The 11,285-nt window shown below is 68.9% G+C and carries 13 protein-coding genes and 1 tRNA gene; 7 read left to right on the top strand and 7 right to left on the bottom strand.

Features of this window, described 5'->3' with window-relative positions:
- From GWI24_RS45735 to GWI24_RS31325, 5 genes are all read right to left on the bottom strand, one after another.
- Positions 1 to 402 (bottom strand): ABC transporter permease (locus GWI24_RS45735; RefSeq protein WP_374103360.1); only part of this gene is annotated, 402 nt, incomplete at its 3' end.
- A 323-nt stretch (positions 403 to 725) separates the two neighbouring features.
- Entirely contained in the window at positions 726 to 1,598 is an 873-nt protein-coding gene (locus GWI24_RS31340) for a DNA-binding response regulator (RefSeq protein ID WP_210949338.1), read from the bottom strand.
- A gap of 54 nt (positions 1,599 to 1,652) precedes the next feature.
- Positions 1,653 to 2,447, bottom strand: coding sequence for a hypothetical protein (locus GWI24_RS31335; RefSeq protein WP_308344150.1), 795 nt, complete (start codon positions 2,445 to 2,447; stop codon positions 1,653 to 1,655).
- 457 nt (positions 2,448 to 2,904) lie between these two features.
- Positions 2,905 to 3,300, bottom strand: a complete 396-nt coding sequence (locus tag GWI24_RS31330; protein ID WP_210949336.1) for a hypothetical protein — start codon at positions 3,298 to 3,300, stop codon at positions 2,905 to 2,907.
- Between the two features lie 49 nt (positions 3,301 to 3,349).
- Positions 3,350 to 3,751, bottom strand: a complete 402-nt coding sequence (locus tag GWI24_RS31325) for an ATP-binding protein (RefSeq protein WP_044574664.1) — start codon at positions 3,749 to 3,751, stop codon at positions 3,350 to 3,352.
- A gap of 154 nt (positions 3,752 to 3,905) precedes the next feature.
- Between GWI24_RS31325 and GWI24_RS31320 the strand changes: the two genes are divergently transcribed.
- Positions 3,906 to 4,790: a DUF5753 domain-containing protein gene (locus GWI24_RS31320; RefSeq protein WP_210949335.1), complete on the top strand. Its 885-nt coding sequence runs from the start codon at positions 3,906 to 3,908 to the stop codon at positions 4,788 to 4,790.
- Between the two features lie 17 nt (positions 4,791 to 4,807).
- The gene (locus GWI24_RS31315) at positions 4,808 to 5,017 is read left to right on the top strand and encodes a DUF397 domain-containing protein (protein ID WP_210949334.1); all 210 of its coding nucleotides are present in this window, start codon (positions 4,808 to 4,810) and stop codon (positions 5,015 to 5,017) included.
- A gap of 51 nt (positions 5,018 to 5,068) precedes the next feature.
- On the opposite strand, the gene GWI24_RS31310 is transcribed toward GWI24_RS31315, so the two are convergent.
- Positions 5,069 to 5,662, bottom strand: coding sequence for a lytic polysaccharide monooxygenase (locus GWI24_RS31310; RefSeq protein WP_210949333.1), 594 nt, complete (start codon positions 5,660 to 5,662; stop codon positions 5,069 to 5,071).
- Positions 5,663 to 5,858: 196 nt separating this feature from the next.
- Between GWI24_RS31310 and GWI24_RS31305 the strand changes: the two genes are divergently transcribed.
- From GWI24_RS31305 to GWI24_RS31285, 5 genes are all read left to right on the top strand, one after another.
- Positions 5,859 to 5,932 (top strand) — tRNA-Lys (locus tag GWI24_RS31305).
- 401 nt (positions 5,933 to 6,333) lie between these two features.
- The gene (locus tag GWI24_RS31300; RefSeq protein WP_210949332.1) at positions 6,334 to 6,861 is read left to right on the top strand and encodes a hypothetical protein; all 528 of its coding nucleotides are present in this window, start codon (positions 6,334 to 6,336) and stop codon (positions 6,859 to 6,861) included.
- 30 nt (positions 6,862 to 6,891) lie between these two features.
- The gene (locus GWI24_RS31295; protein WP_210949331.1) at positions 6,892 to 9,129 is read left to right on the top strand and encodes a glycoside hydrolase domain-containing protein; all 2,238 of its coding nucleotides are present in this window, start codon (positions 6,892 to 6,894) and stop codon (positions 9,127 to 9,129) included.
- Complete coding sequence (locus GWI24_RS31290) at positions 9,126 to 9,635, top strand: hypothetical protein (RefSeq protein ID WP_210949330.1); 510 nt, start codon at positions 9,126 to 9,128, stop codon at positions 9,633 to 9,635. Before GWI24_RS31295 ends, GWI24_RS31290 begins: the two co-directional genes overlap by 4 nt.
- On the top strand, positions 9,636 to 10,415 hold the full coding sequence (locus GWI24_RS31285; RefSeq protein WP_210949329.1) for a hypothetical protein: 780 nt from the start codon (positions 9,636 to 9,638) through the stop codon (positions 10,413 to 10,415). It abuts the gene before it with no gap.
- A 92-nt stretch (positions 10,416 to 10,507) separates the two neighbouring features.
- Here the strand turns inward: GWI24_RS31285 and GWI24_RS31280 are convergent, their stop codons facing one another.
- Positions 10,508 to 11,098: a choice-of-anchor C family protein gene (locus GWI24_RS31280; RefSeq protein ID WP_210949328.1), complete on the bottom strand. Its 591-nt coding sequence runs from the start codon at positions 11,096 to 11,098 to the stop codon at positions 10,508 to 10,510.
- Positions 11,099 to 11,285: the final 187 nt, after the last annotated feature.

The following is an 11,285-nucleotide window of genomic DNA, read 5'->3' as shown; positions in this document are numbered from 1 at the left end:
CACGGTGTTGACGAGGATGGGGAAGAAGACCAGCAGCGCGCAGAGGACCGCGATGGGCAGCAGTCCGTACCCGATCCACAGGGCGAGCAGGGGGGCCAGCGCCACCGCGGGCATGGCCTGCGAGGCGGCCACATACGGCTGGAGGGCCGCCGCGGCGATCTCGCTGCGGGCGATCAGATAGCCGAGCGGCAGCGCCACTCCGATGCCGATACCGCTGCCCGCCAGCGCCTCCCACACCGTCTCCTCGGTGTAGTCGACGAGATCACCGTGGAAGACGTCATCGAGGAATTGCCGCGCGAGGTCCAGCGGAGCCGGAAGATAGAACTCCGCAACGGCGCCGGTCCGGGTCACGATGTCCCAGACCACAAGCAGCGACAGCCCGAATACCAGCGGCGGCAGCACACTCCGGAGCAGCGTTCCGCGGCGGCCGGCGAGAGTCGCCCCGGATGCCGCACCGGTCATTTTCCGGCCGGCCCCGGACCGCGACTTCTCACCATTTCCGCCGCTGTCGCCGGTCTTTCGCGCATGTCCCGGTCGGGGTGAATGCGGCTCGTCCGCAGTCGACTCGCCGTCCGCGCCCGCCGTGGCGGTCGCGCCCCTTCCGTGCCCTTCGGTCATCCCCAAATCCCCTTGCATTACCGGCTGTTGCCAGATCTCGGCACGCCCGCAGGCAACCTATCGCCAGCACGCTCCGGATCACAATGTCGATGGGGAAAACGAAATTATCATGCGGACGTATTTCCAAGGATGCCGAGCTCAGTGGCGCGCACCCCGGCCTGGAAACGGGAGTTGGCCTCCAGCAGCTCCAGGATGCCGGTGACATAGCGGCGGTACGTACGCACCGAGATCGCCAGGTCGCGGGCGGCGGCCTCGTCGGTGACCCCGTCGCGCAGCCGGGCCAGAACCCGGCGGACCATTTCGGTGCGGGCGCGGTTGCCGAAGTCCAGCGGGCGGGCGGCGGGCACGGCGCCGCCCCAGATGGAGCGGAACATGCCGTACAGCGTGGCCACCACCACCGGGTCCTCGATGACCGAGGTCTGCCGCCCCTCCTCGTCCTCGGTGCACACCAGGGCGGTCCGGCCGTCGGCGATCACCGCCGTGGGCAGCGGCACCGACGCGATCCGCACCTGCGCGGGGCGCGCGGCCGGGCCGGCGCCGGGCGCCTCGCCGGGCGCCTCGGGCCCGGGGATGGGCCGCGGCACGGGCCCCGAGGGCGCCGTTCCGGCAGCGGACCCGGAGGCGGGCCCGGTGGATCCGGCCCCGGGCGCGGATCTGCCGCGCAGCACCCGCACCCCGACCGGCTCGCCGAGGTCCGTGAGCAGCGCGCCGAGCGCGGCCTGCACCGGCGCCATCCGGGACGAGCACTCGGGGAAGACGGCGTCCACGCTCCGCCCCGCCTGGCCGATCACCTCCTCGGCGGCGGCGAGGAACGCGGCGTCCTCCACCCCCACCTCGGTGAACCGCGCGTCCCGGGCCCGCCGGGCGCGGTGCTGGATCACCGTGGACTCAATGAGGTCCCGCACCTCCCGTAGCGTCCCCTCCAGGGTGTCCCCCGCGAGCGCGGCCTCCGGTCCAGGATCGCGTCCGCGCTCCATCATGTCGATATTCCCGCACTTTCCGCCTCGTGACGTGGTCAAGGTCTCGAGCGCCGTTCAGTGACGGCTGGGCAGCAGCCCCATTTCCACCGCCCGCACCCCCGCCTGGAAGCGGGAGTTGGCCCCCAGTTCACGCATGATCTCCGCCACGTACCGGCGGTAGGTGCGCAAGGAGACCTGCATCTGGCGCGCCGCCACCTCATCGGTGTGGCCGGTGCGCAGACACTCCAGGATCCGCCGTACGGAGTCCGGGCACAACCGCCCGCCGAGCCGCGGATAGTCCGCGAGCGCCACGGCGTTCCCCCAGGTCCCGGCGAACATCATCTCCAGGGCCCGCACCGTGGCGGGGTCCTCGACGAGCGACGCGTGCCCCGGGCCCCGCCCCGGCTCCGACGGCCCCCTCCTGAGGTAGACCACCTCGCCGTCGATGAGCAGCGCCTCGGGTAACGCCGGCAGCCCGCCGTCGCAGATCCGGATCTCGCACCGCGGATCGGTGCGCGCCAGCGTCCGTACCGTCCCCGAGGCCAGCACCGGCTCCTCGCACAACAGCCGTACGGCGACGGCGCGCCGGGCCCCCCTGGCCGGGCGGGCGAGCGCGGCGCAGACGGCCCGCGTCTGCTCCTCGTTCCCCGACAGCACCACACTGACGGTCCGCTCGGCGCAGTCGACCAGGGTGTCGACGACCTCGGCGAGCGGCACCCTCCCCAGAGCCGTCCCCGCCCAGGAGTCCTGGGCCAGCTCCCTTCGGTGCCGGGTGACCGTCGACTCGATCAGATCACGGGCGGCCAGCAGCGCGTGCTCGACATAGTCGATGGCGCCTGACGAGGGAGTCTCCGTGCTCTCCGTGCTCACGGGAGAAAGCTCGGACACCCTCACAAGACCAACCATGACTTCCCCTGCCGGGTGACAGTGACCTGGTTATGCGAATACCGGCCTGATTCTCGTCAATTTCGCTGCCCCGAAATGCGCGGGCAGCATTGTGCAAATACATGACGACACTAATTCGCGCACAGCGACCGCGTCAACGCGGGGCGTGAGGTAAAGAGTTGACAAAACGGCGTGCGGCGGCGCGCGTCATGCTGTCGCGCCGCCGATGCGCCGGGGGCGCATGTCCACAAGTTACCCGCGAGTGCACCTTCCGGCCCCAGGGAGACTACGGACCGCAGCGAATCGACGCCGTTCGGCGACGCGGAGTGGGGGCCGGTGTCCGGTTACTGCCAACTCGGCACCGGACGTCCCCTCCCCTCATCCGGGGGTGGCCGCCGGTCTCGGCCGGAAGCTGATCGGGGGTCAGCCGGAGCTCACCGGATCAGCCGAAGCTGATCGGCCCGTGGAAGTCCCGTCCCTGGACGACCGGGCCGGTGATACGGGCGTTGCCCCCGATCTGGTTGTGCACGGCACCCGGCTCCCCGGCCGTCTCGCCGTGCTCACGCATCCAGGCCGCCAGGTCACGGCCGAACTCCGGGTCCTGCCGGGCCCGTTCGACCAGCAGATCGGCCAACTGACGCAGCCGGGCACCGTCGTCGTACGGAATCGCGGCCGGATCCGGCTCCGGCCCACCGGCCGGTTCGCCCTCGCCGCGCCGCAGCACCCTGCGGACCAGCGTGCCGAAGGACTCCAGGGCCCGCCGCCCGGCCTCGCCGCCGGCGCCCGACGCCGCCGCGTTCACCGCCGCGACCAGCGCACCCGCCGTCACCGGGTCCATGGCCCACCCCCTGCCCTCGATCGGGGCTCTACGCTACCGGCGCCGCTGGTCACGGTTCCACCGCTTCCGCGCGGAGGGTGAACCAGACCGTCTTGCCGGTCGGGGTGAGATCCGTGCCCCAGTCATGGGCGGTCTTGCTCAGCAGGAACATCCCCCGGCCGCTCTCGGAGAGGAAGTCCGGCTCCTTGACCACCGGCAGCCCGGACTCGGTGTCGCTGACCGCCGCGTGGATCCCGTGCGGAAGGTTCTCCAGGGTGAGGACGCATTCGGGAGAGGCCGCGTGCTTGTGGACATTGGACAGCAGCTCGGTGACGCACATCCCCGCCGCGCTGATCAGCTCCTCACGCCCCCACAGCCGCAGTCGCGCCCCGACGGCACGCCGTATGTCGGCGAGTATCCGCGGATGGGCACGGAGGCGCAGTTCGTATCGCTGCGAGATGTTCTCAGCCATATGCTCCGGGGCCCCTCCAAAGCACGACGCGCTGCCGTGTCCCCTAGCGATCCTGGCCTATGGAACGTCCCACTCGCAATGTTTCGACCCACTCGCACAAGACTGGCATATGCCTGGCTGGTAGGCGTAGTTGGCAATACGACAGACTGGCGACATGTCCTACCAGCCAGTGCCCACCGTTCGGCGCAGGCGCCTGGGCTCCACGCTACGGAAGCTGCGCACCGAAGCGGGGATGACACTGGACGCGGCGGCCGACGCACTCAATGCGGCTGCGAACGGATCGTCCGACGCCCGCCGCTGGACGGCGCCGAAGCTCTCCCGGATCGAGAACGCCAACGCCACGATCCGCACCACCGAGGTCGAAACCCTGCTGAGGGTCTACGCCGTCACCGACCCGGGCACCCGTATCGCCTTGGAGGGACTGGCCAGGGACGCGGGTAAACGCGGCTGGTGGCAGACCTATCGCGGCGTCGTGGGCCCCGCCTACGCCGACTACATCTCGCTGGAGAGCGACGCGGAGAGCGTCCGCGACTACGCCTCACTGGTCGTTCCCGGTCTGCTCCAGACGGCCGACTACGCCCGCGAGACCATCGCGGCGAACGCCGTGGCCCGTACCGCCTCCGAGGTCGACGCCCTCGCCGAGGTGCGCCTGGCCCGCCAGGCCGTGCTCACCCGCTCCTGCCACCCGCTGCGGCTGTGGGCCGTCATCCACGAGGCGGCGCTGCGCCGCCGGTTCACCGGCCGGCCCGGCATCATGGCCGCTCAGCTGAAGCGGCTGCTGGACGTGGCGGACTGGCCCACGGTCACGCTCCAGGTGATGCCGATCGACGCGGCCCCCAACCCCGGGGACGCGGGAGCGTTCACACTCGTGGCCTTCCCGGGCCCGATGCCGGATGTCGTCACCCAGGAGAACCTGCGCGGCCCCACATACGTCGAAGGAGTCGACGACGTCAACGTCTTCGCCGACGCCTTCGGCCATATCGTGGACCGCGCGCTGTCCACGGATGAGACGAAGGCCCTCATCGCTGGTCTGGTATGAGAAAGAGGGCCCCACATATGAACACCTCTGCAATGACCGCGCATCGCCACCCCCACTGGCGCAAGTCCTCGCACTCCGTGGGCGAGGGACAGTGCGTCGAGGTCACCGCCGCCGGCGGCCGCGTCCGGCTGCGGGAGAGCGACGACCCCGGCACCGTCCTGTCCACCGTGCCGGCGGTACTCGCCGCCTTCGTCCGGAGCGCGAAGGCGGGCGCGTTCGACGCCTGATCGTATGACGAGGGTGTGGTGCCGCCCCGGGACGGCACCACACCAGCGACGTCAGAACTGGACGTCCGAGCAGGCATAGAAGGCGTTCGAGGTGTCCGCTATGGTCCACACCGCGAGGATCACGTGTCTGCCGGTCTTACCGCTCGGGATGGTCCCCGAGTGGGAGAGCGTGGACGGCGGACGCTGACCGTTGTACGGAACGGTCAGGAAGGGCTGGGACTCCAGGCTCGCACGGGTCAGCTTCTGGCTGGGGTTCCAGCCGTTCTTGGTGATGTAGTACTTGAAGTCCGTGGTCGCGTGGGAGGCCGTGAACCGCCAGTTGAAGGTGTAGCTCCGCCCGGCGGTCAGCCTGGTCGCGGGCCAGTTGCCGCCCCGCGGGTCGTCGAGCTGCGAGAACCGGCTGTTGCCGCCCGCGCAGATGGTGCCGTCCGCGGGACCGCCCGAGGGGAAGCCCTTCGGGCCCTCGACGCTCTGGGGCTCGTACTGGATCTCACCGCAACCCGTCACCGTGCCGTTGGCGCACAGCTTCTGGCGGCTGATGGGCGAGTCGGTGTAGCCGTGACTGGAGGCGCTGCCGCCGGTCGCGAGGACGGAAATCGCCGCGAGACCGATGCCGATGACGGCGGCGCTGATCTTCTTGCGCATGCTTCGCTCCTGAAGACGTGGGGAGTGCTTCGACGAGCCGTGCACGGCGGTCTAGACCAAGTTGAGAGTATCCAGGGCGAATAGTCATGTCCATACCAATGGCCCGGGGTGAGCGCGGTGGGCGGACGCGGGATGGACGGGCCCTGACGGCGTCCTGAGCACCCGCCCGGGTCGGGTAGGATTTCCGCGTCAGCAGGCGCCGCTAGCTCAGTTGGTTAGAGCAGCTGACTCTTAATCAGCGGGTCCGGGGTTCGAGTCCCTGGCGGCGCACCTTGGCTTACGCCACTGACCTGGGGCTTCTCGGTTCTCCGAGAAGCCCCAGTCGCTTTTCGGCGGAGCGCGGCGGCCTTCCTGGCCGCCTTGACACCCGCTCTCCGAGTCCGGAGATAGTGACCAGGGACACATATCAACCCTCTGTATACCGAGCTCGTTGCAGATGAGTCGCTTTATCCCCTCATTGGGGACGCACCCGATACCTCCTCCGTGACGACCCGCCACCGGAGGGCTCGGCTCCGCTCCCGGACTTGTCTAGACCCCTTGTCCAGGGCCATGACCAGCCCATAAGTTCCGTGCGACCACAGCGCGGAAAGCGCTTGTCGCCGCGTCCGGGCCTTTGGGGAGAGGCCCCCGCGTTCTTCGCTCTCATCAGCCTTCACGGGAGGGGTACGTCCATGTCCACGATCCTCAGATCCACCGTCGGTGCCGCCCTCGCCTCCGCCGCGGCCGCCGTCCTCCTGACCGCGCCCCAGGCCTCCGCCGCCGAGCGCCCTGCGGCGACCGACGTCAAGGTGTCCCCGCGGGCATCGGCCGAGACCAAGGCGTTCGCCAAGGCCAACCCCGGGCCCACCGCGGCCGCCGCGACCGTGTGCGGCACCGGCTACACGCTGAACAAGGCCATTCCGCTGCCCGAGGGCACCGACCCGAGCATGCGCCTGGCCACACTGTTCAGCTACACCAACGGCAGCGGCAAGGGCTGCGCGATCCTGGACAACAACTACGGCGCCTCGCAGTACATGTACCTCAAGGTCTGCAAGGTGGACGGCACCGGCTGCGACACCGACTCCGGCAACTTCAGCCAGTACGCGGGCCCGGTCTACGTCTCCAGCCTCGCCTGCGCCCCGGTGACCGCCAAGATGGGCAAGACCTCCAGCAGCCTCTACATCAACTACAAGTCCGACTACGTCTTCGCGTGCAACTGACCCCCGTCACTCGGCACTGAAGGAGACGTCATGGCCGACGCCATGGTCATGCGGGCGCAGCAGTTCATCAACGACACATACGGCGGGAAGCTGGGCATTCCGGCGCTCGAGCTCGACGGGAAGACGAGCTGGACCGTGATGTACGCGCTCACCCGGGCGCTCCAGTACGAGCTGGGCATCACCAGTCTCTCCGACAGCTTCGGCCCCACCACGCTGAGCACGCTCCAGTCGAAGTATCCGAAGCTCAACGCCAGTACGACGCCCTCGGCCAAGTTCACGAAGATCATTCAGTCGGGGCTGTACTGCAAGGGGTACAACGGCGGCGGGATCGATGGGGTGTTCAGCTCCACGGTGGCGAACTCGCTCACCGAGCTGATGACCGACATGGGGGTGGCGGGCGTCTTCGAGGCGGGCAGCCTCTCCCCCAAGGTCTTCAAGGGGCTGCTCACCATGGACGCCTACATCGTCACCGGTGACGGCGGCGCCGACATCCGCAAGGTGCAGCAGCATCTCAACGCCAACTACGTCAAGCGCCAGGACTACTTCATCATCCCGTGCGACGGACACCACTCGCGGACCGTCGCCAAGTCCATGCTGCTGGCGGTGCAGTACGAGCTCGGCATGGCCGACGGTGTGGCCAACGGGAACTTCGGTCCCGGAACCCAGTCCGGGCTGAAGCAGCACACCGTCGCCTCGGGCGAGACCAGCACCTGGGTGCGGCTGTTCTCCGCCGCGATGATCCTGAACCAGCGGCCCAATGTACCGTTCAGCACCTCGTTCGGATCGGCGCTGCAATCCGCGGTGAACAGCTTCCAGGACTTCGCCAAGCTCCCGGTCACCGGAAAGGGCGACTACTCCACCTGGGCGTCGCTCCTGGTCTCCTACGGCGACCAGGACCGCAAGGGCCAGGCGTGCGACGGCGTCACCAAGATCACCCAGGCCCGCGCCACCACCCTGAAGGCCGCCGGGTACAAATACATCGGCCGCTATCTCACCAACCCCAGCACCACCGATCTCCCCGAGAAGGCCATCCAGATCGGCGAGCTCCAGACCCTCGCCGACAACGGGCTCCGGTGTTTCCCGATCTACCAGACCTTCGGCCGCGACGCCTCGGGCTTCAACTACGCCGCAGGCAACGCGGCGGCCATCGCGGCGGCGAACGCGGCCGATGACCACGGCTTCAAGGACGGCACGCGGATCTTCTTCGCCGTGGACTTCGACGCGTACGACTACGAGGTCACTGACAATGTCCTGCCGCACTTCAAGGGCATCGTGGACGGCATGGTCATCGCCGGGAACCGGTACAAGATCGGGGTCTACGGACCGCGCAATGTGTGCATCCGGGTCTCCGAGGCGGGCCATGCCACGGCGAGTTTCGTCTCCGACATGTCCAGCGGCTTCTCCGGGAACTACGGCTATCCGCTGCCGCCCAACTGGGCCTTCGACCAGATCGTCACCAAGACGATCGGCTCCGGCGACGGTTCGATCAACATCGACAACAACATCGCCTCGGGCCTGGACACCGGACAGGGGTCGTTCAATCCCCCGGTGGCGTCAATGCCGGACAGCCTCTTCAACCAGGCCTATTTCCCGGGGCTGCTCGCCGACGTCCAGACGTACATGCGGTCCATCGGCTTCCCCGAGGACGACGGCCGGATCTACACCACCACCCAGTGCCTGGAAACGATCATCGCCGGGGATGTCGCCGTGACCAATACGGCACGCGCCTACGGCATGCGGAAGGCGCTCATCCAGACCACGGCGTTCTGGGAGTTCCGGCACTACGGCAATGAGGACCTGGTCAAGGACGCCGGGGTGTGGCTCTATCACAACGGCTATGTGCCGGACTGGGCCAAGGACCTGCCCGGGGTGGTGTCGCTGCGCGACAGCAGCACCGGTGTGGCCCAGATGTTCGGGCTGGTGGGCGTTCTCTGCTGGAACAACTCCATCAGGACCGGCCTGGTGACCGGCACTCCGAAGGACCCGGACAAGGACGCCGACATCTTCTCGGTGTGGGACAAGCTCCGCACGGACAACGACTTCGCCCTCACCTCCGTCGGCCACGCCCATATCTGGGGAGCCGACGGCAAGCCCGGCAGCGTCGATGCGGAGACGGCGATCCGCCGGCCCTCGCTGGACTACAAGGAGTCGGAGATCTACGAGGTGCTGCGGCGCTACCAGGGCCCGAAGGAACCCGCCTTCACCGACGCCAAGAAGCGCATGCCCCTCTACTACATCTTCGAGAAGTACAACAGGATGATGCGGTGAACGAAGCACCTTCATCGCTGGCGTCCGATTCGCCGGATGGACTCAACTCGATCCTGCTGCTCTTCATCTGCCTGATCGGGGTCATCACCTTCTGTACCCTGATCGCCCTCCTCGGCTCCGGCATGGCCAAGCGCAGGGGCCGTCGGAAGACACGGGCCGAATGGTTCGGCGGAATCGCCCTGCTGTCCGTCTGCGCGACCATCGCCCTGTACATCTGGGGTGCGCTCCATGTGATGTTCATGGAGAGCGACACCATGCGCGAGGCGTGCGCCAAGGCTCGCAGCCCGGAGAAGGCGGCTCAGGTCGACCGCTATTCAGCGCGCTACCTTCCCCTTCGCTTCACCTGCCGGATCGACGAGGGCGGAAGTTACGACGCCGCGGTCCCCGGATACGTCAACCCCGCCATGGGCATCGCCTTCGTCCTGGCCATCGCCACGGGCGCCGTATCCGTGGTGACCCGCGACCAGAACCGGTCCACCAGCCCTACCGTCACGAGGGGACGATGAATGAGCGTGTTCGACCCATCCCGTAGGCAGCTGCTCGCCCGCTCCGGTGCGCTGTTCGGCGCGGCCGCGCTGGCGGCCTCCCTCCCCGGTTCCGCGCTGCTGGCGACGCCCGCGTACGCCGCCTCCTCGCACTCCAAGACGCCCACCGGCGAAGAGATCCGGAAGGCATACCGTCGCTTCCAGGCGAACCGGGCCCGGGTGCTGACGGGCAGACCGAGCCCCAACGGCTGGGAGATGGAAAAGGTCGCCGACGGCGGCGGAGCCATCTGGTCCCGTCCGGTGCCCGGCACCCCGCTGGAGGGCGTCACCGTCCGCATCGGCGCACCGGAGACCGTGCTGGTCCATGTGATCCGCCGCTTCCACTACGAGATCGACGAGCTCCGCAAGGGCGATGTGATCGGCTGGCGCGGCCCCGGCACGGTCCGCAAGGGGCTGCCGGAGGGCAACCAGGCGTCCGGTACGGCCGTCCGGATCCGGCCCGGCCACTACCCGCCCGGCGTCAAGGGCGGCTTCTTCCCCCAGCAGGAGGTCGTGATCCGCGACATCCTCGCCGAACTCGACGGCGTGGTCCGCTGGGGCGGGGACGACCGGAAGCCGGACGAGTCGCTCTTCTACGTGGCCGTCCATCCCGGCGATCGGCGGCTGGCCGAGGTCGTCGCCAGGCTGGACCGCTGGCGCGAGACGCCGGGCAGCGGCGCGGGCGCCCCGGTCGATGTGCTCGCGCCGGGGCGCCGCAAGGCCGCGACGTCCTTGGCCCGAAGCCAGCGCGCGGCGGCCTGACGAAGTTCTGCGGAAGACTGGGGAGCCCCCGGCGCGTGGGCGCCGAGGGCTCCCTCTCGGGATCAGTCGCGATCAGTCGCGATCGGCCGCGATCAGTCGCAGGAGGGGCAGGGCGTGCAGGAGCTGACCCTGACGTCGTCGATGACCGGCCCGTAGGCGCTTCCGTTCGTGCTGGCGAACGCCAGCGTCGTGGAGGTCCCACGGGCCACGAAGGTCACTTCCCGGGTCACATAGCCCATGTCCGCGAACGTCTTGCCCGTGACGTCGAAGCTGAAGTCCTGGAAGTTCTGCCCGTCCACCAGCACCTTCCCGGTCCGTACGGTGGGGCCTCCCGCCGGATTACCGGCCAAGGAGTACGTCACCGAGTACCGCTTCCCCGGGACCGTGGTGAAGGTCTGCTCCACCGTGCCGGCGCCCTGACCGTTGAGGTCCACGGACTGGCCCCCCTCGGCCGCCTGCCAGAAGCCGTCCCCGATGTGGTCCACGTTTCCGGATGTGACCTTCCACGGCCCGATGGTCCCCCCGGTCCCCACGTTCACGAACGTGTTGGCCCCCACCGAGGGCGTCTCGAAGCTGCCGTCGTCGAAACGGCTGACGGCGGCGGCCGTCGCGGTACCGGCCCCCATACCGGCCAGCACGCCGGCGACGGCGAGCGATGCGACAAAGATGCGAATAGGCGACATGTTCCCCTCCAGTGCGACTCATTCGGCAATACGCCGAATTGATGGCGCAGCAGAATCTTCCGCACCAGAGGCACCCACACCAGGGTCCGCCCCCGGCGCACCGTGGTGCGCACCGGGTCGGGCGCGGCTGATGCGCCGGTCGATCACGCCGGGCCGCCCCTCGGGGAGGGGATGTTGGGTTGCGCGG

It is taken from the genome of Streptomyces sp. MK37H (assembly GCF_018035285.1).
GTDB classification, from domain to species: Bacteria; Actinomycetota; Actinomycetes; order Streptomycetales; family Streptomycetaceae; genus Streptomyces; species Streptomyces endocoffeicus.
Note: the sequence above shows the minus strand (reverse complement) of the source record. Positions and strands in the feature narration are given on the sequence as shown.

Bases quoted from the DNA above. Each gene is read 5' to 3' on its own strand.
- GWI24_RS31340 (WP_210949338.1), bottom strand. From the start codon at position 1,598: ATGATGGAGCGCGGACGCGATCCTGGACCGGAGGCCGCGCTCGCGGGG.
- GWI24_RS31330 (WP_210949336.1), bottom strand. From the start codon at position 3,300: ATGGACCCGGTGACGGCGGGTGCGCTGGTCGCGGCGGTGAACGCGGCG.
- GWI24_RS31325 (WP_044574664.1), bottom strand. From the start codon at position 3,751: ATGGCTGAGAACATCTCGCAGCGATACGAACTGCGCCTCCGTGCCCAT.
- GWI24_RS31320 (WP_210949335.1), top strand. From the start codon at position 3,906: ATGTCCTACCAGCCAGTGCCCACCGTTCGGCGCAGGCGCCTGGGCTCC.
- GWI24_RS31315 (WP_210949334.1), top strand. From the start codon at position 4,808: ATGAACACCTCTGCAATGACCGCGCATCGCCACCCCCACTGGCGCAAG.
- GWI24_RS31310 (WP_210949333.1), bottom strand. From the start codon at position 5,662: ATGCGCAAGAAGATCAGCGCCGCCGTCATCGGCATCGGTCTCGCGGCG.
- GWI24_RS31300 (WP_210949332.1), top strand. From the start codon at position 6,334: ATGTCCACGATCCTCAGATCCACCGTCGGTGCCGCCCTCGCCTCCGCC.
- GWI24_RS31295 (WP_210949331.1), top strand. From the start codon at position 6,892: ATGGCCGACGCCATGGTCATGCGGGCGCAGCAGTTCATCAACGACACA.
- GWI24_RS31285 (WP_210949329.1), top strand. From the start codon at position 9,636: ATGAGCGTGTTCGACCCATCCCGTAGGCAGCTGCTCGCCCGCTCCGGT.
- GWI24_RS31280 (WP_210949328.1), bottom strand. From the start codon at position 11,098: ATGTCGCCTATTCGCATCTTTGTCGCATCGCTCGCCGTCGCCGGCGTG.